This is a genomic window from Streptomyces sp. NPDC037290 (assembly GCF_055603245.1).
Genome location: NZ_JBVJVZ010000002.1, coordinates 450,747 through 477,145 on the forward strand (window position 1 = coordinate 450,747; position 26,399 = coordinate 477,145).

Annotated in this window: 19 protein-coding genes and 3 pseudogenes; 19 read left to right on the top strand and 3 right to left on the bottom strand. The window is 71.7% G+C overall.

The window, feature by feature from the left end; all coding sequences use genetic code 11:
- Positions 1-138: 138 nt before the first annotated feature.
- Complete coding sequence (locus ACZ7HQ_RS07730) at positions 139-1,410, bottom strand: ROK family transcriptional regulator (protein WP_470986108.1); 1,272 nt, start codon at positions 1,408-1,410, stop codon at positions 139-141.
- Between the two features lie 144 nt (positions 1,411-1,554).
- The gene (locus ACZ7HQ_RS07735) at positions 1,555-2,817 is read right to left on the bottom strand and encodes an FAD-binding protein (protein WP_470986111.1); all 1,263 of its coding nucleotides are present in this window, start codon (positions 2,815-2,817) and stop codon (positions 1,555-1,557) included.
- Between the two features lie 156 nt (positions 2,818-2,973).
- On the opposite strand from ACZ7HQ_RS07735, the gene ACZ7HQ_RS07740 reads away from it, so the two are divergent.
- From ACZ7HQ_RS07740 to ACZ7HQ_RS07825, 18 genes and pseudogenes are all read left to right on the top strand, one after another.
- Positions 2,974-3,648, top strand: a complete 675-nt coding sequence (locus ACZ7HQ_RS07740; RefSeq protein ID WP_470986114.1) for a pyridoxamine 5'-phosphate oxidase family protein — start codon at positions 2,974-2,976, stop codon at positions 3,646-3,648.
- A 58-nt stretch (positions 3,649-3,706) separates the two neighbouring features.
- Positions 3,707-5,050, top strand: a complete 1,344-nt coding sequence (locus ACZ7HQ_RS07745) for a radical SAM protein (protein ID WP_470986116.1) — start codon at positions 3,707-3,709, stop codon at positions 5,048-5,050.
- A 237-nt stretch (positions 5,051-5,287) separates the two neighbouring features.
- Positions 5,288-6,735, top strand: a pseudogene (locus ACZ7HQ_RS07750) (cellulose binding domain-containing protein).
- Positions 6,736-6,975: 240 nt separating this feature from the next.
- The gene (locus ACZ7HQ_RS07755; protein WP_470986117.1) at positions 6,976-7,161 is read left to right on the top strand and encodes a hypothetical protein; all 186 of its coding nucleotides are present in this window, start codon (positions 6,976-6,978) and stop codon (positions 7,159-7,161) included.
- Positions 7,109-7,477, top strand: a pseudogene (locus ACZ7HQ_RS07760) (hypothetical protein); the annotation flags it as partial. The gene ACZ7HQ_RS07755 and the pseudogene ACZ7HQ_RS07760, both read left to right, overlap by 53 nt.
- A 262-nt stretch (positions 7,478-7,739) precedes the next feature.
- Positions 7,740-8,555 (top strand): hypothetical protein, encoded by an 816-nt coding sequence (locus tag ACZ7HQ_RS07765; protein WP_470986120.1) that lies wholly within the window; start codon positions 7,740-7,742, stop codon positions 8,553-8,555.
- On the top strand, positions 8,552-10,576 hold the full coding sequence (locus ACZ7HQ_RS07770) for a vWA-MoxR associated conflict system protein (RefSeq protein WP_470986123.1): 2,025 nt from the start codon (positions 8,552-8,554) through the stop codon (positions 10,574-10,576). Before ACZ7HQ_RS07765 ends, ACZ7HQ_RS07770 begins: the two co-directional genes overlap by 4 nt.
- Positions 10,573-11,505: an AAA family ATPase gene (locus ACZ7HQ_RS07775; protein ID WP_470986126.1), complete on the top strand. Its 933-nt coding sequence runs from the start codon at positions 10,573-10,575 to the stop codon at positions 11,503-11,505. The genes ACZ7HQ_RS07770 and ACZ7HQ_RS07775 overlap by 4 nt, the downstream gene beginning before the upstream one ends.
- Positions 11,495-12,856 (top strand): annotated as a pseudogene (locus ACZ7HQ_RS07780) (SAV_2336 N-terminal domain-related protein); the annotation flags it as partial. The gene ACZ7HQ_RS07775 and the pseudogene ACZ7HQ_RS07780, both read left to right, overlap by 11 nt.
- Before the next feature lie 276 nt (positions 12,857-13,132).
- Positions 13,133-14,635 (top strand): N,N-dimethylformamidase beta subunit family domain-containing protein, encoded by a 1,503-nt coding sequence (locus ACZ7HQ_RS07785; RefSeq protein ID WP_470987125.1) that lies wholly within the window; start codon positions 13,133-13,135, stop codon positions 14,633-14,635.
- Between the two features lie 273 nt (positions 14,636-14,908).
- The gene (gene rsgA / locus ACZ7HQ_RS07790; RefSeq protein WP_470986128.1) at positions 14,909-16,021 is read left to right on the top strand and encodes a ribosome small subunit-dependent GTPase A; all 1,113 of its coding nucleotides are present in this window, start codon (positions 14,909-14,911) and stop codon (positions 16,019-16,021) included.
- Positions 16,022-16,112: 91 nt separating this feature from the next.
- A complete protein-coding gene (locus ACZ7HQ_RS07795) occupies positions 16,113-17,534 on the top strand; it encodes a bifunctional transcriptional activator/DNA repair enzyme AdaA (protein WP_470986131.1) in 1,422 nt (473 codons plus the stop codon).
- Positions 17,531-18,052: a methylated-DNA--[protein]-cysteine S-methyltransferase gene (locus ACZ7HQ_RS07800; protein ID WP_470986134.1), complete on the top strand. Its 522-nt coding sequence runs from the start codon at positions 17,531-17,533 to the stop codon at positions 18,050-18,052. The genes ACZ7HQ_RS07795 and ACZ7HQ_RS07800 overlap by 4 nt, the downstream gene beginning before the upstream one ends.
- A 470-nt stretch (positions 18,053-18,522) precedes the next feature.
- Positions 18,523-19,710 (top strand): SGNH/GDSL hydrolase family protein, encoded by a 1,188-nt coding sequence (locus ACZ7HQ_RS07805; RefSeq protein WP_470986136.1) that lies wholly within the window; start codon positions 18,523-18,525, stop codon positions 19,708-19,710.
- Between the two features lie 213 nt (positions 19,711-19,923).
- Positions 19,924-21,486 carry a protein phosphatase 2C domain-containing protein gene (locus tag ACZ7HQ_RS07810; protein WP_470986139.1) on the top strand — a complete coding sequence of 521 codons (1,563 nt, stop codon included), beginning with the start codon at positions 19,924-19,926 and terminating at the stop codon, positions 21,484-21,486.
- Between the two features lie 27 nt (positions 21,487-21,513).
- Positions 21,514-23,256: a pyruvate dehydrogenase gene (locus ACZ7HQ_RS07815; RefSeq protein WP_470986141.1), complete on the top strand. Its 1,743-nt coding sequence runs from the start codon at positions 21,514-21,516 to the stop codon at positions 23,254-23,256.
- Between the two features lie 98 nt (positions 23,257-23,354).
- A complete protein-coding gene (locus ACZ7HQ_RS07820) occupies positions 23,355-23,504 on the top strand; it encodes a hypothetical protein (protein WP_470986144.1) in 150 nt (49 codons plus the stop codon).
- 49 nt (positions 23,505-23,553) lie between these two features.
- Positions 23,554-24,027 (top strand): ATP-binding protein, encoded by a 474-nt coding sequence (locus tag ACZ7HQ_RS07825; protein ID WP_470986147.1) that lies wholly within the window; start codon positions 23,554-23,556, stop codon positions 24,025-24,027.
- Positions 24,028-24,139: 112 nt separating this feature from the next.
- Here the strand turns inward: ACZ7HQ_RS07825 and ACZ7HQ_RS07830 are convergent, their stop codons facing one another.
- Positions 24,140-25,183: a DUF2637 domain-containing protein gene (locus ACZ7HQ_RS07830; protein WP_470986150.1), complete on the bottom strand. Its 1,044-nt coding sequence runs from the start codon at positions 25,181-25,183 to the stop codon at positions 24,140-24,142.
- Between the two features lie 341 nt (positions 25,184-25,524).
- On the opposite strand from ACZ7HQ_RS07830, the gene ACZ7HQ_RS07835 reads away from it, so the two are divergent.
- Positions 25,525-26,328, top strand: coding sequence for a GntR family transcriptional regulator (locus tag ACZ7HQ_RS07835; protein ID WP_470986152.1), 804 nt, complete (start codon positions 25,525-25,527; stop codon positions 26,326-26,328).
- The last annotated feature ends 71 nt before the right edge of the window (positions 26,329-26,399 follow it).

A 26,399-nucleotide genomic window follows, 5' to 3' on the forward strand; every position in this document is an offset into this window, starting at 1 on the left:
AATTCCGAACACCCGGAGAGGAAAAGGGAGATGAGGGCCGCCGGGTCAGGGTGTGACCGGCGGCCCTCGGCCGGTGGGTGAGCGGGGCTTACTGCCCGGCCCGGACCTCGTCGCCCTGGCCGTTGCGGCTGTGGAGGATCACTGTGCTGCCGTCGCCGGGCGCCTGTCCGCTGACGTCGAGGCACTTGCCCGGCGCCTCGCCGGCGATCTGCCCGACCTCTGCCCGGCGGACTGCAGCGCCCCCTCCAGCGCGAACGTGGCCGCGCCGAGGGACACCGGATCGGTGGGGATCGGGGAGAGGACGATCTCGGTGGCTGCCAGCGGCCGGCGCAGCGCATGCCGGGCGACGGCCTCGCGGACCTCGCCGAGCAGCGGCTCGCTCAGCCGGGAGGCGACCCAGCTGCTGAGCACGACCACTTCGGGGTTGAGCAGATTGATCAGGTCGGAGATGCCCGCGCCCAGGTAACGGGCGGTGTCCCGGACGACCTTGAGTGCCACCGGGTCCTGCGCGTCGACCGCCCGGGCCAGCGCGTCGATGGTGGCCGTCTGGTCCTCGGGGTGCAACAGCGTGGACTGCGGACTGAGTTCACGCAGGTTCTGCATGATGCCGGGCGCGCCGACATAGGTCTCCACGCAGCCGTGATTGCCGCAGTGGCACAGCCGTCCGTCCAGTACGAGCGTGGTGTGACCCCATTCGCCGGCGCTGTTGCTGACGCCCCGGTGCAGCCCGCCGCCGAGAGCCAGTCCGGCGCCGACCCCCGTGCCCAGATTGACCACGACCGCGTCGCCACGGCCCCGCGCGGCCCCGAACCACAGCTCGGCCACCGCGCACGCGCGCAGCGGATTGTCCAGGTACAGGGGATAGGCGATGTGTTCGGCGAGCAGATCGAGCAACGGCACGTCGTGCCAGTTCCAGTTGGGCGCGTACTCGGCGACGCCGGTGTCCCGGTCCACCTGGCCCGGCACACTCACCCCGACACCGAGCACCCGGGCCGCCTCGACCCCGGCCTGCGCCACCACCGAGCCGACAGCGGCGGCCACATGGCCGACCACCTGCTCCGGGCGGCTCTCGCCGGGGCGCACGTCCTCGTCGGCACGGGCCAGCACGTTCAGTGCCAGGTCGAACAGCTCGACATGAACGTACGTCTCCGCGATGTCCACGCCGATCAACGCGCCCCCCGACGCGTTGACTGCCACCAGGCCCCGGGGCCGGCCGCCCGCCGAGTCCTCGAAACCGACCTCGGTGATCATGCGCAGGTCCAGCAGCTCGCCGACCAGCGTGGCCACCGTGGCCAGGCTCAGCCCGGTGGCCGCGGCCAGCTCCTGCCGGGAGGTGGGAGACTCGGCGATGATCTGGCGCAGCACCTCGTAGCGGTTCGCGGTGCGGATGTCACGTGATGTGCGCTTCACGCGGCTGTCCCTCCCGTCCCGTCCGGGCCGGGGCGACCTCGGCACCGGCGCGAGCGCCAGGCTATGGGCTCGGGGCGCCTTTCGACAAGGGGTTTGGAAAGGGGCTGTAGAAAGTCCCCCGGCCAGGGCGCCCACAGCGCGCCGTCAGCCCTCCAGGAGATCTCTCACGAAGGCGTTGGTGAACTTCCCTGCCGGATCCAGGGAGCGGGCGAGGGCGCGGAAGTCGGCGAGTCGCGCATACCGTCCACGGACGACCGTCGCCGGGATCTCGTACACCTTCCCCCAGTGCGGACGCGGCTCGAACGGCGCCAGGGCCTCCTCCAGCCGGCGCACCACCGGCAGGACGGCCGCCGCCTCCCGCACCCAGGTGAAGTGCAGCGCCACCGAGTCCCGCCCATGGGCCGGGCTGAGCCACTGCGGGTCGGCGGCGACCGTCCGCACCTCGCAGGTCTGCAGGACACCGGCGACCGTCGACCGGATGCCGTCGATCGCATACAGCGCATCCATCGCCGTCGACCGCCGCAGCAGATACTCCGACTGGATCTCCTCCCCGCTGCTCGGCGTGAACTCCGCCCGGAAGTGCGGCAACCGCTCGTGCCACGGCCCCGGCGCGCCCAGCTGTTCGGTGCAGTTCTGCGCGGGCATGCCCGGCACCGGGTGCAGCGGGCCCGCCGCGGGCGCGGCCCACGGGAAGTCCACCGCCGGCCGGTCCGTGCGCCGCTTCACCCACACCTGCCGGAAGCCCGGCTCCCGCCAGTCGGTGAACAGGCTCACGCTGTACCCGGCACCGGCCACGGCGGCGAAGTCGAGCCCGTCCAGCGGGAGTTCGGTGAACACATGCTGCTCCACCTCGTACGCCGGCTCCAGGTCAAGGGTGAGCGCGCTGACCACGCCGAGTGCGCCGAGCGAGGTCACGGCACCGTCGAACCGGGCGTCACCCCGGCCGATCGTCACCGTCGAGCCGTCGGCGACGACCAGCTCCACCTCCCGCACGGCCGAGGCCAGCGGCGCGTTGCCGACCCCCGAGCCATGGGTGCCGGTCGCCACCGAACCGGCCACCGAGATGTGCGGCAGGGACGCCAGGTTGGGCAGGGCGAGCCCGTGGGCGTGGACGACGCGGGCCAGTTCGGCATAGCGCACGCCGCCCGACACGCGGACCGTGCGCGCGGCCGTGTCCACCTCGATCACCGGCGGCAGGTCCGCGGTGGACACCAGGACGCCGTCCGGACCCGGGTCGGCGATCCGGTTGAAGGAGTGCCCGCTGCCCAGCGCCCGCACCCGCACGCTGCCGGCCACCAGCGCCGCGAGGGCGTCGAGCGTGCCCGGCCGGTGGAACTCCCGCGCGGAGTAGGTGATGGTGCGCGCCCAGTTGGTGACCGTCCCGGCGGTCCCGGCCGTCCCTGTCACAGTTGCGTCCTCCCGGAGAGTGCGTGTGGGCCGACCCTCTCATCCGGTGCGGCACGAGAGGCGGCATGTCTGCGGATTTCGTCGTCCCATATCGCAGAACGGGCGTATACGAAATTTGACTGGCCTGCCAGCTGCGGAATCGATACCTTCCGCTCCATGACTCAGGAACCGCTCCCCGCCCACCTGCCCGTCACCGACCGCACCCGGCACCGCCGCCTGCGAGAGCAGGGCAGCCTGGAGCGGACGGACCTGGAGGTGATCCTCGACGCCGGGTTCGTCTGTCACCTCGGAGTGCTGATGGACGGCCGGCCGGTCGTCCTGCCCACCGTGTACGGACGGGACGAGCGGTGGCTGTATCTGCACGGGTCCGTGGCGAGCCGCAGCCTCGCCGAAGACGCCCCCGTGTGCGTGACCGTCACGCACGTGGACGGGCTCGTGCTCGCCCGGTCCGTCTTCGAGCACGGCGTCAACTACCGCAGCGCGGTGATCCACGGCACGTCCCGACGGATCACCGACCCCGAGAAGAAGCTCGAGGGGCTGCGCCGGCTCACCGAGCACTCCGCGCCGGGCCAGTGGTCGTACGCCCGCCGCCCCAGCCGCAAGGAGCTGGCCGCGACCACCCTCCTCGCCGTCTCCCTCGAGGAGGCCTCCGTCAAGATCCGCACCGGGGCCCCGGACGACGGCGACGGCCCCGACGCGGCCCTCGGCCTGTGGGCCGGGGTGCTGCCGCTGACCACCGTGTGGGGTGCCCCGGAGCCCGACCCGGCCCTGCCGGCCGGGACAGCCGTGCCGGACCACATCGGGCGCCGTGCGGGGACCCGGCACGGCTGAGGCGCAGGCGGGGGCATACGGTGTAAGACGTACGCCTGAGCCGGGAGGAGACAGACGGATGGGCAGTCGTACCGCGCTGGTCGAGGATCTGATGGAGCGGTTCCCGCAGGTTCCGCGGGAAGCCGTCTTCAAGGAGGACCTGCTCCGCGGCGGCGTCGCCTTCGACCCGTCCGCCCTCAGTGACAACGAGAGCGGCGAGGTCAAGCCGAAGTCGTACTTCATCTTCTCCTTCGACCACGGCACCCTCCCCGAGCTGGGCGAGGCCGCGCTGCGGCGCCCCCCGGAGGAGATCATCCTCACCGGCGGCCCGTACGGCCTGCGCCGTACCGTCGTCTCCGTACGGGTGAACCCTGCCTCGCCCTACCGGGTGGCCGCCGACGACGAGGGGCTGCTCGGGCTCTACCTCGACGGAAAGCGGATCGCCGACGTCGGTGTGCCGCCCATGCCCGAGTACTACCGGCACACCCTCTCCAACGGAAAGTCCGTGATGGAGGTGGCCCCGACCATCCAGTGGGGCTATCTCATCTACCTCACCGTCTTCCGGGTCTGCCAGTACTTCGGCGCCAAGGAGGAGTGCCAGTACTGCGACATCAACCACAACTGGCGCCAGCACAAGGCGGCCGGGCGGCCGTACACCGGGGTGAAGGACGTCGAGGAGGTGCTGGAGGCCCTCGAGATCATCGACCGCTACGACACCCAGAAGGCCTCCACCGCGTACACGCTGACCGGCGGAGCCATTACGAAAACGGTTGCCGGGCGGGACGAGGCCGACTTCTACGGCCACTACGCCAAGGCCATCGAGGAGCGCTTCCCGGGCCGCTGGATCGGCAAGGTCGTCGCCCAGGCGCTGCCCAGGGCGGACGTCCAGCGGTTCAAGGACTACGGCGTGCAGATCTACCACCCCAACTTCGAGGTGTGGGACCGCCGGCTGTTCGAGCTGTACTGCCCCGGCAAGGAGCGGTACGTCGGCCGGGACGAGTGGCACCGGCGGATCCTCGACTCCGCCGAGGTGTTCGGTGCGCGCAATGTGATCCCCAACTTCGTGGCCGGGGTGGAGATGGCCGAGCCGTTCGGCTTCACCACCGTCGACGAGGCCATCGCCTCCACCACCGAGGGCCTGCGCTTCTTCATGTCGCACGGCATCACACCCCGCTTCACCACCTGGTGCCCGGAGCCCACCACCCCGCTCGGCAAGGCCAACCCGCAGGGCGCGCCGCTGGAGTACCACATCCGGCTGCTGCAGGCCTATCGCCAGACGATGGACGACTTCGGGCTCTCCTCCCCGCCCGGCTACGGCCCGCCCGGACCCGGCCGCGCGGTCTTCTCGGTCAGCTCCTTCATGGACAGCCTGCCCGCCGGCGACCCGGTGGCGGACGTCACGGAGGCGCCCGTCGAGGTGTGATCCCGGGCGGCAGTCCGGCGCGGCGTTGAGCGCGGCGGCTCAGGCATCCGTACCAGAGGCCGAAGTTGTGGGCTCAACGCGTCGTGCGCCCGTCCGGCCACCATCGGTAACCGGATGTGAACAGGCCGCTTGTCAGTTGTGTCGAGGACGTGAAAAGCTCTGTGCCCTGCCGCGAGGTTCCCGGCAACTTCCTTTTGCCTATGGTGAGTTGACCTCGCTCGTGGATGCAGGAGTCCCATGCCCGACCTGCCGACCCCCCAGGACGCCACCGAGGCCGAGCTGTTCTCGGAGGGCTGGGACGCGGTGCTCAGTTACGCGGACCTGTGCACCTCCGGATCCCTGACGGCCCATCAACTGGCGACCGAGGCGTTCGCGCTCGGCGTGCGCGAGGTCCGCGCCGCCGCACGGCACGGCTGCCCACGATTCCGGCGCTGCTCACCGCCGTACGCGACACCGCCGCCGCCTGGGAGGCCGGCGGACAGGGGCACAAGCTCGACCCCGACCTGCGGCTGTGGCTCAACTCCAGGAAGGCCGCCCGCTTCTCCGGCCCGCCGCTGGAACGCCCGGTCGCGTTGCGCGGCCTGAAGGACATGCAGGAGGCCGACGCCTCGCTGCTGTGGCTGGCCGAGGTGGAGGCGCTGCCCCTGCCCGCCGTCGCCCACCGGCTCGGCCTGGACCCGGCCACCGTCGCCGACGAACTCGACCAGGTCCGCACCCTGTTCCGGGACCGCTGCCACCGCGCCCACCTCGACACCCCGATGGACGCGCGGTGCCGCTCCTACGCCCGTCTGCTGGACGCGGTCACCCGCTCGGCCGCCGACGCCCCCGACGACCTCTCCCGGCACCTCGCGACCTGCGTGCGGTGCGCCGAGGCCGCCGCCTGCCTGCGGCTGCACGGCGGCGGGCTGCCCGCCGCGCTGGCCGGCGGTGTCATCGGCTGGGGCGGCCTCGCCTACCTGGAACGCCGCCGCCGCGCCGCCGAGGTCCGTCTCGGCGCGGGCCGCCCCGGCGCAGCCGACCCCGCCGCCGACGACCCGGAGGAGGGTGCCGGGCGCAGCCGCGTCCTGCGCGGCAGCCTGCTCGCCGCCGCCGTGCTGCTCTCGGCGCTGGCGCTGGGCGTGTCGATGATGCCGTTCGGCGACTCGGGCGACGACGCCGCCGCCCGCGACGACCGCCAGCCGGTCGCCGACCCCAGCGTCTCCCGCACCCCCACCCGGCCGGCCGCCCCGACGGCGGCACCCGCCGTCACCCCCTCCGCGCCACGCACGACCGCCGGCTCCCATCGCGCGCAGCCCGATCCCGAACCGCAGGGCGCCTCCTCGGCCACGTACCGGCCCGGCCCCGGCCGCACCGGCACCACCGCACCCGCGGCTGCCTGCCGGGTCGCCTACGACCTCGTCAACCAGTGGCCCGACGGCTTCCAGGCCACCGTCACGGTCACCACGGACAGGGCGCTCACCGGCTGGCGGGTCTCCTGGAGCTTCCGCGACGGCCAGCAGGTCGGCCAGATGTGGGACGCCACCGCCGACCAGCGCGGCTCCCGCGTCACCGCCGCCGCCGCCGACTACGACAGGACCGTCGCCGCACACGGCACGCTGTCCTTCGGCTTCATCGGCACCTGGCAGGACAGAAACCGGTCACCGTACGGTTTCACGCTCAACGGGGCGTCCTGCTCGGGCCGCTGACGGCGCGCACCGGACGATCTACGAGCTGCGGAAGACCGGCCGCATCGGCCCCAAGGGCACCGAGGACATCAGCGGAGACCAAGTGGCGGCGGCCCCCTCTCGCCGCGGAAGGCTGCACATGAAGTACGTCACGGCGGTCTGGGATGATGGCGGATTCTTCGTGGATCCGAGGGCCTATCTCGCCGAACTCCCCAAGTTCCGCGACCGCTTGCCCCCGGCTGCCCGGTGGCCGGGATCCACGTGGCCACCGACAAGGGTGGCGGCCTGGCCCTGGAGTTCGCACCCAACAAGGTCAAGCACGACTCCGGCCTGCGCATCAGCTACTCGGGCGTGACGCACTTCTCCATCGACTACGAACAAGCCCGACACGAGCATGGCACGCGTCGGGCGCCGGCCTATTGGCCAGCCTGGCCAATCCCGGCGTAAGCGCGCAGGTCAGGGTGCCTGGTCGGCACCTTCCGTCGTCACCGCGGGCGGGGTCGTCCGCGCCGACACCGAGTTCGTCGTGGCCCGCGACCCGGGGAAGGTCGTGTGCACCGGGGACTGGGTCGCCGTCGACCCGGGCGGCGATCCGCAGTACGTGCGCGCGTATCTGCCGCGCCGCACCGCCTTCGTGCGTTCCACCTCCTCCAAGCGGTCCGACGGGCAGATCCTCGCCGCCAACGTCGACCACGCCGTCGTCGCCGTGTCGCTCGCCGTCGAGCTCGACCTCGGCCGCGTCGAACGCTTCCTCGCCCTGGCCTGAGGGAGGAGCTCCTGGTTGCAGGTGCCGTCCACTCCGGATTTGCTGTTTCATGCGGTATCGCGGAGTGTGGTGGGCTAAGGTCACTGATCGCCAGCATTTCTCCCCCTTTGCCGTTCGTGGAGGCCCGGTGGTCTTACGGCTCGTCTTCGTCCATGGCATCGGTGGTCCGCGGCGGGTCGAGTTGGACCGTGACCGATGGACTGCGGCGCTGGCTCAGGGAGCGAAGGCTGCGGGGCACGCCAAGGCCGCGGCGAAGCTCATGGAGGGCAGCCTCGCGGAGGTCGTCTTCGCGTACTACGGCGATCTGCTCCACAAGCCCGGAGCTCAGGGAACGGCCAGTATCGAGTTGGTGGATGCCGATGCCGACATCCTTGCAGGACTCTTGGCGGAAGTCATCGAGACCCACCTCGGTCAGGCGATCGGTCGCCACGAACAGTCCGCCCTCCGCCAGGCCCTGGCCGAACTCCGTCCCGCGGGCAAGGTGCCACAGGGATCGGGCAACGTCGTCCGGGCCTGCATCAACGCGAGTACGACGATGCTCGATGCCGGGCCCTGGCGCAAAGGCGGCCAATGGGCCGGCGGCAAGTTCCTGGTGCGTGACCTCAACCAGGTGGCGCAGTACCTGGCGCGAAGCCGCAACGCTCTCGATGTCCTGATCAGAAGTGTGGTGGCGCAGGCGATAGGCACCGGCCCGTCGGTCGTGGTGGCGCACTCCCTGGGCAGCGTGGTGGCCTACGAGACGCTGCACGAGTTCCCGGTCTCCGTGCCACTGCTGGTGACCATGGGTTCACCGCTGGCGATGCGCGCGGTGGTGTGGCCGCACTTGGAGCCCAAGCCGTGCAGCACTCCACCCGGTGTCGCTTCCTGGCTCAACTTCTGGGATCGTGACGACGTCATCGTGCCCAGACCGATCCTGGAGTCGGACGTCGGCGCGAACGCCGACGGGGTGCGTGTCCACAGCTCCCGTGTCGACTCGGACGGTTTGTGGGTGCACACGGCCACCAAGTACCTGAGTCAAGGAGCGGTCGCGGGCCCGGTGATCGAGGCTCTTCAAGCAACTGCCACACCCTCATGACAGCAGGTGAGTGCAGGCACCTGCTGGTCGTCGCCGCGCAGTGCAAGGCGATGGAAGACCTCCTGGAGCTGGAAAGTGCCGCGAATTCCCTGGTCGCCGTACTCGCCGACCCCGAGATAGGCGACTGTGCCCCAGGCCTGCCGGACGGCAGGTCACTGCTCCTGGGTCGTGTTGATGTCGACGAGATCTGGATCGCGGTTCGGAGCGCGATCAAGCACGCGGCCACAAACGGTGCTGCCCTGATCATGGCCTTTCTCGGTCACGGTCTGGTCTCGGGCGAACACGCGACGCTGCATCTCATGGGCTGGGAGTCAACTGAGGGCGTGGCGGTCTCCGCCGTGAACATCAAGGATCTGCTGGGGCAAGCGGCCAACCAGTTGGGCGTGAGAGGCGTCATCGCCATCATCGACACGTGCAACGCCGCAGCCGCACACCCCTCGATCGAGGAGCTCACCACCGGCGCACGGAGCGGCCAGACCAGGATCGACCTGCTCATGGCTTCCGCCGTCCAGCAGAGCGCCTACGATCTGGACTTCTCCAAGGGGCTCGCCAAGCTCCTGCGGGGCGGCGTACCGGCCGGGGGAGAGCGTCTCGGAGTGGGAGTGCTGAAAGAGGGCTTACGGGCCGAGGCGGCCACGCGTGGGGTCATCGCCTCCTCCTACGACGGTGACTCCTCGGCCCCCGAGCTGTGGCTGGCGCGCAACCGGCAAGCCGGCGGCTGTCCCACGTCGGCAGTCGGTCAGCGGGGAACGGATGAGCTGGCCACCGGACTGCTCGCTCTCTTCCCGGACCGGGAGTTCCCCCGGACTTGGACGGCGGCCGCGCTGCGCGACTTGCAGAGGGAGATCGGCTGCCTTCCCGCCACGCCGGCGCAAGTCCGCGTAGCCAGAGCGCTGGACAGCCTGCTCCTCGCCAGGCAGACCGTCGCGTTTCTGCACTCCTTCATGCCGGCCGGCCTCAACACGCCCGCGCTTCGTCGTGCCATGGCGACTGTCGGAGCGCGGTCACACCGGCCGCTGGACGGTGCGCGAGACGCAGTGGAGAGCATCGCTCTCAACCATCCCGTGGAAGACGGCTCCTGCCGGTCCGTCTTGGCACGGTTCGTTGCGGCCCTGGCCGAGGACACCGGATGTGACCTCGAGGCAACCGAGTTGCGCTCGTGGGCCCTCGGCATCGATGCGCTGATTCCCTACAACGACGCAGTCCTCCGAGCTCGGGAGATCAGTCGGGAACGTCGACTGCGGCTGGTGGTCCGCCTCGACTCGCCGGCAGGAGACTGGCCGGAGAGTCTGACCGCGTGGCTCCTCCTGGACGGGGCCATCCACGATCATGCGGTGCTCACTCAGTGCACGGCCAGCCAGGCCGGTGCTGAGGCAAAGCTCATCGAGGCGGTCGAGTGGGCAGAAGCCATGGCCGAGGAACTCGACCTGCGTCTGCAGCGCATCGAAGTGGCCGTTCCCAGCAGGATCATGTTGCAGTGGGCTCCTGAGGCAGCCATCAACGGGACACGCCTCGGAGTGCAATACGACGTACGGACCCGATGGAGCATTCGCCTCGATCCACCGGCCGGAATGCGGTGGATCAACAAGCACGCACAAGCGAGACTCTCCGTCATCGCAGCGCATGACGGCGGCAGCAGCCCGATAACTTGGCTGGCCGACCACGAGGTGAGACCTCACGACAGACTGCGGGACGAACTCCAGAACGGTCGTCTCGTGAAACCGATCGGCTTGCTGGAGTGCCCCCGTGGCGACCCGGAGCTCCTCGACCTGCTTCTGTCGTACGCGCCCATCCTGCTGTGGCCGGACGGGACCGGTTGGTCGGCCGAGCATTGTGCGCAGGTCGCCAAGCGCTGGAACGACCTGCCGGCCGGCTTCCTTGCCGCCTACCGCGCCCGGTGGGCCGGAAACCAGAGCGACCCCATGGCTGACGTACGTGCGATCTGGGACGACGACGAGTGGCTGGCCTTCTGCGCAGGCGTCCAACGCCATTCACATGCTTCACCAAGGAGAAATCGATGACGTGGGGTTCTTACTACCGTGGCGACGGTGTCACGCGTGATGTGTCGTTGGGCGCACCGCCACCGTGGCGTGAGTTCCCCCGGCGCTCCCTCGGTATCCCCTTCCAGCCTCCCGACGGGCTGCCGGAAGCGGTGAACGCGGCGCTGAGTCTTCGTCGGCCGCTGCTCATCACCGGAACGCCCGGATCGGGCAAGTCGACGGTCATCGAGTCGGTCGCCGAGGAACTCCGGCTCGGGGCCGTCCTACGCTGGCACATCACTTCGCGCAGCACATTGAGTGAAGCGCTGTACCGTTACGACGTCCTCGGCCGCATCCATGACCAACAACTGGCTCAGCCCAGTCGCCCGGCGGATGACATCGCCCACTTTCTCCAGCTGGGCCCGCTCGGCACAGCGATGATCCCGTCGCCCAAGCCCCGCTGCCTACTGATCGACGAACTCGACAAAAGTGATCTGGACCTGCCCAGCGACCTTCTCGAAGTGCTCGAACGCGGAGAATTCGAGATCCCGGAGCTGACCCGCTACAACCGCAAGGACGTGGACGTCCGTATGTGGGACAGCGAGGAACGTCACCGGATCACTCGAGGCCGAGTCCAGTGCACCGAGTTTCCGTTCATCGTCATGACCAGTAATGGGGAACGCGATTTCCCCGCGGCATTCCTCCGTCGGTGCATCCGCTTCGTCATGCCCAAGCCTGACAACGAGGCCATCCGCAAAATGGTTCTGGCCCATCTCGGCCTCGACGTGACCGATTCCGCTCCGCTGGCCGACCTCGTGCGGGGCTTCGTCACCAGGATCCAAGCGGGCGACAGCCTGGCCGTCGACCAACTGCTCAATGCCCTGTTCGTCGTCGCCGGTGACGACGCGCCGCGCGGCGCATCCCGCGAGCGCGTACTCCGTCTGCTGCTGCAGGATCTCAATGGTGGCTGACCATCTCGACGGGCTCGTGCAGTCCGTACTACGGCTCGATCTGGGCCTCGACGCCACGGCCATCGCCGAGGCGTTGTGGCTGGCCACGGCGACACCGCTGGACTCGGCCATCGACCATGTGGTCGGCCTCCGCAAGGTGGCGCGCCACACCGACTCGCCACCCCGCGCCGCCGCTGATCCGCAGCGGCCAGAGCCTGCGCAGACCGACGCCCAGGGCCCGACCAGGACGGCGTCCGGCGACGCGTCGGCTTCTGGTGTTCGTCGGACGGTGTCCGACAGGCAGGTGCGGGTCCGGCAGGCAGACGCTCTCCCCAACATGCTGGCTCTCGGCAACGCCCTTCGCCCCCTCAAGCGGCGCTGGCCCCAAGGGCGGCAATCGGAACTCGATCTCGAGGCCACCGTCCGGTCGTTCACCCTCACGCGCAGACTCATCCCGGAGTTCCGGCCCGCGCCGGAGAGGTGGTTCGACCTTCTCCTCGTCATCGACGACTCACCTGGCATGGCCTTGTGGGGCCATGCCGTCGCCGAACTGACGCGTCTTCTGCAGCAGCTTGGAGCTTTCCGCCGTATCCAGCAGTGCCGTATGACGCCCTCGGGAGATCGCTCCGTGCTGCGCAATCAGCAGGGCGACGCCGTAGGGCCCGATCAGCTCAAGGCGCCCAACCGCCGCACTCTCGTGATCGTGGTCACCGACGGGAGCGACAGCGGTTGGCGCCGGCCGGATGTGTGGCGCATACTCCGCGCCTGGGCGCTGTCCAGTCCGACCGCCCTTCTCACTCCCCTCCCCGCCCGGCTCTGGTCCCGCTCCGGCCTCGATCTCCCCACGATCCGCGTGGGCGCTTCGGTGCCTGGAGCTGTGAACACGGAGCTGAGTCACCTGGTGCCCCACCTGCTGCGGAAACGGTCCCACGATCAGTGGGTGCCGATTCCAGCGGTCAGGCTTACGCGGCACGCGCTCGGGCAGTGGGCCAGGACCCTGATGCAGAGGGACGCGCCGGGCTGTGATGCTCTGTTGATCCCCCAAGGCGGCCGTCCGCACGAGGACGCCGAGCCCGTCTCCGGGGCGGACCTCGCCGACTCGTTCCAACGCGTCGCCTCACCGGCTGCGGCTCAACTGGCCGTTCTGTGCTCCCCGTTCCGTGATCTGACGCTGCCGCTGATCAATCTCGTACGCCAAGAACTGGTGCCCGAGGCGGGGACGGACGACGTCGCCGAGCTGATCAGCGGTGGCCTGCTGCTCAAAGACGGTGCAAGCCTCCACTTCCGCGAAGACGCACGAGTCGCGCTGACCAAGGTTCTGGGCCAATCCGACGCATGGCGGGTCCACGATGCCTTGCAGGAGCACATCGCCGACCGAGCAGGGCCAGACGGTGCCCATGCCTCCGCCGTTTCCGGTCTCGACGCAAACGTGGCGCTCTCCGCCTCCTTGCAGTCACTTGCGGCTGCGTCCCGCCAGACACTTGAACTCCTCGGGGTGCTCCCGCACACCGCGACAGACTCCTCTCGGCCGAGTCAGTCGTCCCAGCTGCGGGATCAGAACGACAGGGTCCAAGCCGTCGCACGGCATCCAGAGCCCAGCACGCCCGATAAAAGGGTGACGCGCAGGCCGCCCCTGTCGAGCCTCGGCATGGCCGAAGAACCGGCCGTGACCAGTGTGAAGCTGCGCCGGTGGGAGTCGGGTGCACTGGCGCATGCGGTCACCGATCCCTTTGGTCAGGGCCCGGTGCCCTGGCTCAGGGGCAACGAGCAGTACTTCGACGACACAGGTCATGTCGTCCCCTGGTACATCGACCTGGCCCAGAGCAGCGGAGAGACCGCCCCGCACGCCCGCGTCCGCGGCCCACGCCCGGCCGACGACCTGCACCGCCAGATCAAGGGCTTCGCCTCGCCCGGTGCGGTCGCGCCGGGCGAGACGATCGACTTCCGCATCACGGTCGACCCGCCCCAGGAGTTCAGCGTCGACGTCTACCGGATCGGCCACTACGGCGGCGACGGCGCCTCCAAGATCACCACCAGCCCCCGGTTGTCCGGCATCGTCCAGCCCGCCCCGCTGGTCGCCGACCGCACGGTCTCCTGCCACCACTGGTGGCTCTCCTGGCGCCTGCAGATCCCGGGCCACTGGAACGTCGGCGCGTACGTAGCCGTGCTCACCACCGCCGACGGTTACCGCTCCCACGTCCCCTTCACCGTGCGCGACAGCCACCCCGCGGACCTCCTTCTCCTGCTCCCGGACATCACCTGGCAGGCCTACAACCTCTTCCCGGAAGACGGGCGCACCGGCGCCAGCCTCTACCATGCCTGGGACGAGAACGGCCGTCTGCTCGGCGAGTCCGAGGCCGCGACGACCGTCTCCTTCGACCGCCCCTACGCGGGCGCGGGCCTGCCCCTGCACGTCGGCCACGCCTACGACTTCATCCGCTGGGCCGAGCGCTACGGCTACGACCTCGCCTACGCCGACGCCCGCGACCTGCACGCCGGCCGCGTCGACACCTCCCGCTACCGGGGTCTGGTCTTCCCCGGCCACGACGAGTACTGGTCGACGGCCATGCGCAGGGCCGTCGAGGACGCCCGCGACCAGGGCACGTCACTTGTCTTCCTCTCCGCCAACACCATGTACTGGCAAGCCGAGCTCGGCCCGTCCCCCTCCGGCGAAACCGACCGCCTCGTCCGCTGCCGCAAGCACCGCTCCGACTCGAAGGGCCGTACCGCCCTGTGGAGGGACTCGGGTGAGCCGGAGCAACTGCTCCTCGGCGTCCAGTACGCGGGCCGGGTCCCGGAGCCGTCCCCCATGGTCGTGCGCAACGCCGGCCACTGGCTGTGGGAGGCGACCGGCGCACACGAGGGCGACGAACTCGACGGCATGGTCGCGGGCGAGGCCGACCGCTACTTCCCGCGCACCCGGCTGCCCGAGCACCGGGCCCGCATCCTCCTCGCCCACTCCCCGTACCGGGACAGCGAGCGCGTCACCCGCCACCAGGAGACCTCCCTCTACCAAGCCCCCAGCGGCGCCCTCGTCTTCGCCTCCGGCACCTTCGCCTGGTCCCCCGCTCTGGACCGCCCGGGCCACGTCGACCCCCGCATCCAGCGAGCCACCGCCAATCTGATGGATCGCATCTGTAAGCGCAGCTGATCACCCGTCGTTGTCAGGGAGATGCTGTGCCATCGCCGCGAAAATCGGTGGCGCCGGAATGCGCGCGCCTCTAGGGTGAGGTCCACTTCACGCAGTGGCTGTCCGCCGCTGTCGGCCGAGTGAGGAATGGGAGGTGTGACCGATGGCTGTCTCTGTGATGGGCGCTGCCCGCATCCGGAAGTTCATCCACTCCACCTCCGTGGCCACCGGCTGACCTCACTCCTCCCGCGCTCGTGAGCGCGGGGCCGGGGCCACCTTGTGAAGGGTTCCCCCTTGTCTTTCTCTTCTCTCACGGGCTCGTCCTCGTCTTCCTCGCATCCTCTCGCCCCGTACGGCTGGGACGAGGGCTGGGAAGCGGAGTTCGCCTCGTATGCCGAGCAGGGTCTCCTGCCCGGCCGTGTCGTACGGGTCGACCGTGGCCAGTGCGACGTCGTCACCGCGGGCGGGGTCGTCCGCGCCGACACCGAGTTCGTCGTGCCCCGCGACCCGGTGAAGGTCGTGTGCACCGGGGACTGGGTCGCCGTCGACCCGGGCGGCGATCCGCAGTACGTGCGCGCGTACCTGCCGCGCCGCACCGCCTTCGTGCGTTCCACCTCCTCCAAGCGGTCCGACGGGCAGATCCTCGCCGCCAACGTCGACCACGCCGTCGTCGCCGTGTCGCTCGCCGTCGAGCTCGACCTCGGCCGCGTCGAACGCTTCCTCGCCCTGGCCTGGGAGTCCGGGGCCCAGCCGGTCGTCGTCCTCACCAAGGCCGACCTGGTGCCCGACCCGGTCACCCTGGCCCACCTGGTGCAGGACGTCGAGACCAGCGCGCCCGGCGTGCCGGTGCTGACCGTCAGCGCCCTGCACGGCGAGGGGCTCGACGTCCTCGTCGCGCTCGTCGGCTCCGGTACGTCCGTGCTGCTCGGCCAGTCCGGCGCGGGCAAGTCCACGCTGGCCAACGCCCTCGTCGGCGCGGACGTCATGGACGTACGGGCGGCGCGGGACGTCGACGGCAAGGGCCGGCACACGACGACCACCCGCAACCTGCTCGCCCTGCCCTCCGGTGGCGTGCTCATCGACACACCCGGGCTGCGGGGCGTCGGTCTGTACGACGCCGAGGGCGGTGTCGGCCAGGTGTTCGCCGAGATCGAGGAACTGTCCGAGCGGTGCCGCTTCCACGACTGCGCGCACGAGAGCGAGCCGGACTGCGCGGTGCGCTCCGCCGTGGAGAGCGGTGAGCTCGCGGTGCGGCGGCTGGAGAGCTACCGGAAGCTGGTGCGCGAGAACCAGTGGATCGTGGCCAAGTCCGACGCACGGGTCCGTGCGGAGCTTCGGCGGGACTGGAAACGGAAGGGCGCCGCCGGTAAGGCGGCGATGGAGATCAAGCGAGGGCGTTTCCAGTAGGCCCTGTGCTGGAGGCGGAGCCTGAAGCAGAAGCAGTTCCGCGTCCGATTTCCGCCAGCCCGTCCCCGTCCAGCGTCGCACACTGGAACGCGTGAGGGACGAGGACACCAGGTACGAGGCGGTGCGCAGCAGGGACGGGCGGTTCGACGGCGTCTTCTTCTTCGCCGTCGAGACCACCGGCATCTACTGCCGGCCCAGCTGCCCGGCCGTGACGCCGAAGCGGCACAACGTGCGGTTCTTCCCGACGGCCGCCGCCGCGCAGGGCTCGGGGTTCCGGGCCTGCCGGCGGTGCCGGCCGGACGCCGTGCCGGGGTCGGCGGAGTGGAACGTGCGGGCGGACGTCGTGGGGCGGGCCATGCGGCTGATCGCCGACGGTGTCGTGGACCGCGAGGGCGTCGCCGGGCTCGCCGCACGCCTCGGCTACAGCGCCCGGCAGGTCCAGCGGCAGCTCACTGCCGAGCTGGGCTCCGGGCCCGTGGCGCTCGCGCGGGCACAGCGGGCCCACACCGCGCGGGTGCTGCTGCAGACCACCGACCTGCCGGTCACCGAGATCGCGTTCGCGTCCGGGTTCGCCAGCGTGCGGCAGTTCAACGACACCGTCCGTGAGGTGTACGCCTCGACGCCGACCGAACTGCGGGTCACCGCCCACCGGGGGCGTGGTGCCCCGTCCCGGGGCCGGGGTGTGCGCGGGGCCGCGGCTGCAGGCGCCGGGATACCGCTGCGGCTCGCCCACCGCGGCCCGTACCAGGCCGGCGCCGTCTTCGACCAGCTCGCGGCCGAGGCGGTAACCGGTGTCGAGGAGGTTTCCGGCGCGCTGGGCGGCCGTACCTACCGGCGCACACTGCGGCTGCCGTACGGCACCGGGCTCGTCGCCGTCGAGGAGCGCACCCGGGCGTCCAGGGCCGGCACCGGCACCCGTCCGGGCGGCTGGCTCGACGCGCGGCTGCATCTCACCGACCCCAGGGACCTCACCACCGCCGTGCAGCGGCTGCGGCGCCTGTTCGACCTGGACGCCGACCCGTACGCCGTCGACGAGCGGCTCGGCGCCGACCCGCGGCTGGGTCCGCTGGTCGCGGCCCGGCCCGGACTGCGCTCGCCCGGCACCGTGGACCCGCTGGAGCCCGCCGTCCGCGCCCTGGTCGGACGGGAGGGGGCACAGGAGCTCGTGCGACGGTACGGCAAGGTGCTCGACGCGCCCTGCGGCGGTCTCACCCATCTCTTCCCCGAGCCCGCCGCCCTCGCCGGGGCCGAGCCCGGCGGGCCGCTGGGCGCGCTGGCCGCCGCCGTCGCCGACGGCACCGTACGGCTGGATCCGGGAGCCGACCGGGACGAGGCGCAGGAGGCCCTGCTCGGCCTGCCCGGTATGGACCCGGCGACCGTCGCCGCCGTCCGCGTGCGCGCCCTGGGCGATCCGGACGTCGCGCCGCCCGGCGCGGCGGTGTCCGACGACTGGCGGCCCTGGCGTTCGTACGCCGTCCAGCATCTGCGCGTGGCAGGGGAGTGGAGCGCATGACGACCGTGTACTGGACCCAACTGGACGTCCCCGTGGGCCGGTTGCTGCTCACCGCCGACTCGGACGGGGTGCTCACCTCGCTGTCCGTACCCGGACAGAAGGGCGGCCGGACGGTGCTGGACGGCTGGCGGCACGACACCGGGCCGTTCCGTGGAGCCGCGGACCAGCTCGACGCCTACTTCGCCGGCGAACTCAAGGAGTTCAGCCTGCCGTCGAGCGCTCGGGGCACCGAGTTCCGGCAGCGGGTGTGGGCCGCGCTGGACGAGGTGCCGTACGGTGCCACGGTCACCTACGGACAGATCGCCGCGCGTATCGGCGCGCCGCGCGCCGCGGTTCGCGCCGTCGGCGGGGCGATCGGCGCCAACCCCCTGCTGATCGTGCGGCCGTGCCATCGGGTCATCGGTGCGAACGGGGCGATGACCGGGTACGCGGGCGGAGTCGAACGCAAGGTGTGGCTTCTGGCCCTCGAGGGCGCACTCGCCGCCGGCCAGGCCCAACTCCCTTCCGCGGCAGGGTAGACCGGGTCCAGGTCATAGGTGAGGGCGGCGGCGGAGTCCCCATCTCGCCGGCCGGCAGGACGCCCGTGTCCAGCCCCGCGGACACGGCCGGCAGCCCGACCGGCTCGGCGTGGGGGCTCGGCCCGGGCCGTAGCAGCCCGGCGTCCGCCGCCTGCCGGAAGAGGCCGGTCGGGGTGGCTCGGCGGCGCGGGGATCCCTGATGAACGGCTGGGCGGCGAGTCATGACGGCAGCCGAGCACGTCCCCCGCCCCCACACCGGCCCCGCGCTCTGGGGTCTGTCCGCCGGATCATGCCGAAGTCGCGCCGGCGCGACGCCGTTGCCCGGAGCCGGCCCGATCCGCCGGACAGGCCCTGGGCCGTCCTGATCTCATTGCGCCGAGCGGGTGGACCGTCCTCGAAGGTGCGGTGCCGCGGGCCGGCCGTGTGGGACGGTCTGCTCCGACGAGCAACGGGGAAGGATGGGTGCGGAGATGGCCGGGGCCAGACGGATCCTCGCGGTGCTGCTGCTGACGATGCTGCCGGGCACCACGGCGCCGGCGGTCGCGGAGCCGGCGCCGCCGCCCTGGACCGGCAGCTGGGAGACCGCCCCGTCGGGTACCGCTCCCGCACTGCCCGGCACCGCGATCCGCGACGTCGTCCATCTCAGCGTCGGCGGCACGGCCGTGCGCATCCGGCTCAGCAACCGTTTCGGTACCGCGCCCCTGCAGCTCGGCGCGGTCACCGTCGCGTTGCGTGCGACCGGTCCGAACGCCGTGCCGGGCACCCTGCGCACCGCCACCTTCCAGGGCGCCCCGGCCGTGACCGTGCCGCCCGGGCAGGACACGGTCACCGACCCGGTGCCGCTGCCCGTGCCGGCCGCCGCCGACCTCCTCGTCACCGTGTACACCCCCGCGGACAGCGGCCCCGCGACCTACCACCAGACCGCCCTGCAGACCAGCTACCTGGCCCCGGCAGGGGCGGGCCGGGCCGCCGACGAGGACGGCGCCGCCTACTCGGCCACCACGAGCCGCTGGTACTACGTCACCGGCGTCGACGTCCTCGGCCCCACCGCGGGCAGCATCGTCGCGTTCGGCGACTCCCTCACCGACGGAAACGGTTCCACCCCCGACGCCAACCACCGCTGGCCCGACCGGCTCGCCGAACAAGTCCGCGCCGACCGGCTCGGCGTCCTCAACGCCGGAATCTCCGGAAACCGTTTGCTGCACGACGGCACCGGACCGAGCGCCCTCGCCCGCCTGGACGCCGATGCCCTGGACCGGGCCGGGGTACGGGTCCTGGTCGTCCTGGAGGGCATCAACGACATCAAGGGCACGCCCACGGCCGACGACGTAACCGCTTACGCAGCCGCTTACCGCACCCTCGTCGCCCGCGCCCACGCCCGGGGGGTGCGGGTCATCGGCGTCACCCTCACCCCGTACCGCGGCTTTTCCGCCTACACGGACGCCCGCGAGGCGGTACGGCAGCAGGTGAACGGGTTCATCCGCACCGGCGGCGCCTTCGACGCGGTCGCCGACGCCGACGCCGCGCTCCGTGACCCGGCCGACCCCACCCGCCTCCTGCCGGCCTACGATCCAGGCGATCACCTGCACTTCAATGACGCGGGCATGGCGGTGGTGGCGGAGACGGTCCGGCGGGTGCTCGGCGGCGCGGACCGGTGAACCCGTACCTCAGCCCCACAGCACCGCCCCCAGCCACGCCCCGCGATCAGCAGGCAGGCGAACAGTTCGGGGTGGGGCCGCCCGGCGGCCATCGGCCGTCGCTCGTACGGTTGTTCAGGCTTTCACCCGACGGCGCAGCCCGACATGGCCGGCGCGGCCGGATTTTCCTGATGCCCCGTTTTCATACCGCCCGTGCGGTGGACAATCAGGGGCATGAGCCAGCAGGGGGGAAGGTCCGCCGGTCCTGAGGACGACTGGTGGGGACAGCTGTACGACGACTCCACCGAGGACACGGGCCCCACGGCCGCGCCCGATTCCCTGGACGACCGGTTCGCCTCCGCGAAGCGGACGGTGACGGGCCGACCGGCCACGGCACCGCCGCGCGAGCCGGAACCGGGCACGCGGGAGAGCGCCGACGACGCCGCGGGCAGGGGCGCCGGAGCGCCGGCAAGCGGCGACGACGCCCCCGGGCGAACGCCTCCCGCCCGGGCCGCGTTCCCGGCCCCCCGCGGACCCGAGCCCCCACCCGCCCCACCCGCCCCGCCCGAGCCACGGGATCCGTCCGCGTCCGCCTCGCCATTCGCGCCCGCCGAGCGCATCGCGCCGGAGCGGGCGCCCGTCTCACCCCCCGAGCCCCACGACGCGCCGGCGCACCTGCCGTCCCCGCCCGCGCCGGCCCCCGCATCCGCGCCCCCTACGGCCGCCACCGCCCCCCACCCGCCGGAGCCCACCCGGGCTCCCGCTCCCGCCCCCACGCCCCTCTCGGTGCCGTCGGCCCTCACCCCACCCCCCTCGGCCCTCGACTACGTCGGTTCGGGTCCGCCGACCTACGATCCCGAGCCCACCGCCCTGCCGGTCGCCGATCCGGAGGGGCTCGAGGAGCTGGTGGCGGACACCGTGCTGGACGGTGCCCGGTACGGGGCGTGCACACTGCGGGCCGTGTCGTTGCGCGGGGACTCGGCGCGCTACCGGGGCGAGCCGCGGCGGGACTCGTTGCTGACCGCCCGGTTCGGGACGGGGGAGCAGGCGCTGGTGCTGGTCGCGATGGCGACCGGCGTGCGGGGCACACCGGGCGCGCACCTCGCGGCGGCCGAGGCGTGCCGGTGGATCGGGTGGGCCGTGGGCCGCAGCCACCACCGGCTCGTGGAGGACATCCGCGCGGCCCGGCGCGGCGACCTGAAGTCGGGTCTGAACCGGCTGACCGACCGCAGCCTCGGCAGGCTCCGGGGGAGCGCCGTCGAGCAGGGCGTCGACCCGGAGGAGTACACGGCGAGCCTGCGCTGCCTGCTGCTGCCCGCCGACCCCGACTGCCGTACGCGCGTCTTCTTCGGCGTCGGCGACGGCGGCCTGTTCCGGCTGCGGGAGGGGGAGTGGCAGGACATCGAGCCGCGAGTCACGCCCGACGACACCGGCGGCGAGCCCGCGGCCGGCTTCGGCTCCCCGCCCGCGAGGACGTTCGCCGAGACCCCCGAGGGCGACCGGCTCACCATGGACCTCGGCATCCCGACCCCGCCGAGCCCGTACGAGCCGGCGCCCGAGCCGCCCCGTGAGCCGTTCCGGTTCCGTGCCTCGGTAGCCCGCCCGGGTGATGCGCTGGTCATGTGCACCGCGGGCCTCGCCGACCCGCTGCGCGGCGAGGCCGCCCTCTGCGCCTACCTCGCCCGCCGCTGGTCCGGCCGCACCCCACCGGGGCTCGCCGCGTTCCTCGCCGACGCCCAGGTGCGCGTGAAGGGCTACGCCGACGACCGTACGGCGGCGGCCGTGTGGGAGGCGTAACCGCTTTCCCTGTGCATCCATGGGTGCATGGCCAAACAGAACGTCGCCGAGCAGTTCGTCGACATCCTCGTCCGCGCCGGCGTGCGCCGCCTGTACGGCGTGGTCGGCGACAGCCTCAACCCGGTGGTGGACGCCGTGCGCCGCAACGCCGCCATCGACTGGATCCACGTACGCCACGAGGAGACCGCCGCGTTCGCGGCCGGCGCCGAGGCGCAGATCACCGGGAAGCTGGCCGCCTGCGCCGGCTCCTGCGGCCCGGGCAACCTGCACCTGATCAACGGCCTGTACGACGCCCACCGCTCGATGGCCCCGGTGCTCGCCCTCGCCTCGCACATCCCCTCCAGCGAGATCGGCCTCGGCTACTTCCAGGAGACCCACCCCGACCGGCTGTTCCAGGACTGCAGCCACTACAGCGAGCTGATCTCCAGCCCCCGGCAGATGCCCCGGCTGCTGCAGACCGCCATCCAGCACGCGGTCGGCCGCAGCGGTGTCAGCGTGGTCGCGCTGCCCGGTGACATCGCCGCCGAACCCGCTCCGGAGAAGGCACCGCAGAGCGCCCTCGTCACCTCACGGCCCACGGTCCGGCCCGGCGACGCCGAGATCGACGCCCTCGTGGAGATGATCGACGAGGCCGGGAGAGTGACTCTTTTCTGCGGCAGCGGTACGGCCGGCGCGCACGCCGAGGTCATGGAGTTCGCGGAGCGGATCAAGTCACCCGTCGGTCATGCGCTGCGCGGCAAGGAGTGGATCCAGTACGACAACCCCTACGACGTCGGTATGAGCGGACTGCTCGGCTACGGCGCCGCCTACGAGGCCACCCACGGGTGCGACCTGCTCATCCTGCTCGGCACCGACTTCCCGTACCACGCCTTCCTGCCCGACGACGTGAAGATCGCCCAGGTCGACGTGCGGCCCGAGGTGCTCGGCCGCCGCTCGCGCCTGGACCTCGCCGTGTGGGGCGACGTACGCGAGACGCTGCGCTGCCTGGTCCCGCGGGTGAAGGAGAAGACCGACCGGCGCTTCCTGGACCGGATGCTGAAGAAACACGCCGACGCGCTGGAGGGTGTGGTCAAGGCGTACACCCGCAAGGTCGAGAAGCACATCCCGATCCATCCCGAGTACGTGGCCGCCGTCCTCGACGAAGTCGCCGAGGACGACGCCGTGTTCACCGTCGACACCGGCATGTGCAACGTGTGGGCCGCGCGGTACGTCTCGCCCAACGGCCGCCGCCGGATCATCGGTTCGTTCTCGCACGGCTCGATGGCCAACGCGCTGCCCATGGCGATCGGCGCCCAGTTCACCGACCGGCGCCGACAGGTGGTCTCCATGTCCGGCGACGGAGGGTTCTCCATGCTGATGGGCGACTTCCTGACGCTCGTGCAGTACGACCTTCCGGTCAAGGTCGTCCTGTTCAACAACTCCTCCCTCGGCATGGTGGAGCTGGAGATGCTGGTCGCGGGCCTGCCCTCGTACGGAACCACGAACACCAACCCCGACTTCGCGGCCGTCGCCCGGGCCTGTGGCGCCCACGGGGTACGGGTGGAGAAACCCAAGCAGCTCGCCGGGGCGCTCAAGGACGCCTTCAGGCACCGGGGGCCGGCTCTGGTCGACATCGTCACCGACCCCAACGCCCTGTCCATCCCGCCGAAGATCAGCGCCGAGATGGTCACCGGGTTCGCCCTGTCGGCTTCCAGGATCGTGCTGGACGGCGGCGTCGGCCGCATGCTCCAGATGGCCCGCTCCAACCTGCGCAACGTACCCCGCCCCTGAACCCCGGCGCAGGGGCGGATTTCGGCCACTTTCACGGCGTGTGACGGTGTGCCGACGGCCGGTGCCGGACGCATCTGCCTGGCCGTCCCGGGGCGTCCGTGGCGACCAGCGCCGTACGGGGGGCCGGCGAGCCGGGTGCGGAGCGGTCCGACCGGCGGCCCGGACGCCGTACGGCCGTGGCCGAACCGCCGGTCATCGGGCATGTGCCAGGACTGCCCTGGTTCGTGCTGGGCAAGCATCCTCCGTGAACGTGTTCGACCAGGAGGGGCAGGGTCCAGCGGCGTGCGGGCGGGGGTCATGAAGAGTCAGGCACGAGGGGGCGGTCCCGCGGTCGTCGGGGGCTCCTCGGCGACGACGGGGGAAGAGGCCGACACCACCACGGAACACACACACCGGCTCCGGCGCAGGCTGGGGCGGGCGGATCTCAGGGCGGTGCCCGAGGCCCGCCGGGCGCTGCGCGAACTGCTGCGGCAGTGGGGGAAACCGGGCCGCTCGGAGATCGCCGAACTGCTCACCAGCGAACTGGTCACCAACGCGCTCGTCCACACCGACGACGACGCGGTCCTCACGGCGGTCGTGGAGCCGGGCGGGCTGCGCGTGGAGGTGCGGGACTTCGTGGCCCGCAGACCGGAGCTGAGAGGCCCGGGCACGGACGACGACACCCATGGGCGCGGGCTGGTGCTGGTGCAGTCCCTCGCGGACGCCTGGGGGGTGCGGCCGCACGGGGTCGGCAAGTCGGTGTGGTTCGAACTGGGCGCCGAGGCGGCGTGACGCTCCGCGGTCGCCGGGACACGCCCGGAGGGTGGCAGGCGGGGCCAAGGCCCGGAACGGGCCGGGGGCGCGACCCGTGCGGTCACGCCCCCGGCCCGGCAGAGCGGAGGAGCTAGCCGAACTGCTGCTCCAGGTCCTTCAGCTTGCGCTCCAGGGAGTCCAGGCGGGGCAGGGCCATGGTGTCGTCCTCCGCGGTGAGGTCGACGGTCACCTGCTCAGCGGACCCGCTGCGGACCGGCTGCAGGGAGGGACGGGCGCGTACGGGCAGCGGTTCCGGGGTGGATATGGCAGGCTCCGCGGTCGCCTGGGCGGGGCCACGCTCCACCGCCTGCACCTCGACCTGCCGGCCGGCGCGGCCGACGAATCCGCGGTGGCCCCGGCTGATGGCCTTCAGCTGGGCACGCTCGATGCGCTGCTGATCGCGCCGGCGCTGCCGCGTCTCCTCCTTCTGCCGCTTGTCCTCGCGGACCTCCTCGACGGCCTCGTCCAGGCTGCGGACGCCCTCGAGGAGCATCAGCGACCAGGCCCGGTAGGTCTCGCGGGGGGCCCGCAGCCAGCGGACGATGCGGATCTGCGGCAGCGGACGCGGCACCAGGCCCTGCTCGCGCAGCGCGGCCCGGCGGGTCTGCTTCAGCGCCCGGTCGAACAGGACGGCCGCGGAGAGCGACATACCGGAGAAGAACTGCGGGGCGCCCGCGTGGCCGGCCCCCCGGGGTGCGTGCACCCAGTTGAACCACGCCGCGGCGGCGGCGAACAGCCACACGAGGATCCGGGAGCCGAGGGCGGCGTCACCGTGGCTGGCCTCGCGCACCGCGAGGACGGAACAGAACATCGCCGCGCCGTCCAGGCCGAACGGCACCAGGTACTGCCAGCCGTCGGTCAGGCCCAGGTTCTGTTCGCCGAAGCCGACGAGGCCGTGGAAGGACAGGGCGGCGGCGACCGCCGCACAGCAGAACAGGAGCACGTAGGAGGCTGTGCCGTAGACGGCCTCCTTGCGTCTGCGGCGCTCCTCGCTGCGCTCCCACGAGTCGTCCGCGCTCGCGTTCTCCCCGGAGGAGCGCTTGCCGCGCGCGAGCACCGCCACAGCCGCCAGCATCCCCAGGAGCAGTACGGCGCCCGGAAGCAGCCAGTTCAGCGATATGTCGGTCAGTCTCATCAGGGGTCCCTTGCATTGGGATAGGGCGTAACGCCCGCCATAGTGGCCCACTCCCGAGGGCCCTCAGGGGGTTTCGGGGCAAGAGGCCGCCAAGGAAGTGCAAGGGGATGCCCACGGCGGCGTTCTGCTCGAACCGCCGTATGGTAGGCGGGAGTTGAGTTCGAATAAGACTACCGGTACGAGTGGTTCTCCGGAAAGTCGCGGTCCGTCGCCGGTGATCTCAGCGGATGATCGGAGCGTGTCTTTTTAGGCAAGGCTCACCTTGCTTGCCGGGCTGGTGAATTTGAACTGGCGCCTCGGACGCCTAAGGTGCTTGACGGACAGGTGACAACCCGCCGTTAATGACCCAAGTGCCGACAAGCCCGCCAGGGGGACCCGTGAAGCAGAGCGTGCAGGGCTCCGCCGCTGCCCGGGTGCCCGTGCAGGCGCGCGCGGTCGAGGACTCGGGCGGCTTCCGTGAGCGGGACTCCGCCCCGGCCGCCGCACGTGGCGAGCACACGCACAGTGAGCGGCCGATCCCTGGGGCGCGGCCCGCGGTGCAGCGCTCCTCGGTACGCGGACAGATCCTGGACGCGCTGCGGACGGCGCTGGTCGCCGGGGAGCTGAAGCCGGGCGAGGTCTACTCGGCGCCGGTGCTCGGCGAGCAGTTCGGTGTCTCGGCCACGCCCGTGCGTGAGGCCATGCAGCAGCTCGCCCTGGAGGGCGCCGTCGAGGTCGTGCCGAACCGCGGCTTCCGGGTCGTCGAGCGGGGTGCGCGGGAGCTGGCCGAGCTGGCGGAGGTGCGGGCGCTCATCGAGGTGCCGGTGATGCTGCGGCTCGCCCGCACGCTGCCGGCCGCACGCTGGGCCGAGCTGCGTCCGCTCGCGGAGGAGACGGTACGGGCGGCGGCCTCCGGCTGTCCGGCGGCGTACGCGGAGTCCGACCGGGCCTTCCACCGCGCGCTGCTCGCCCTGTCGGGCAACGAGCAGCTGGTCCGTATCGCCTCGGACCTCCACCGACGGTCCCAGTGGCCGCCGGTCCGGCACGGCCGGGCGTACCTGGTGGCGGACGCGGCGGAGCACATGGCCTTGCTGGACGCGCTGATCTCCCGTGACCTGGATGTCGTCCGGGACCTGGTGGAGGAACACTTCGCCGACGCGGCCTGAGCCGGTACGGCGGGCGCTGTCGGGGTTTGGCCGTCTGCCGGGCCCGTGTCCACGGGGGGCTCGCGTGCGGG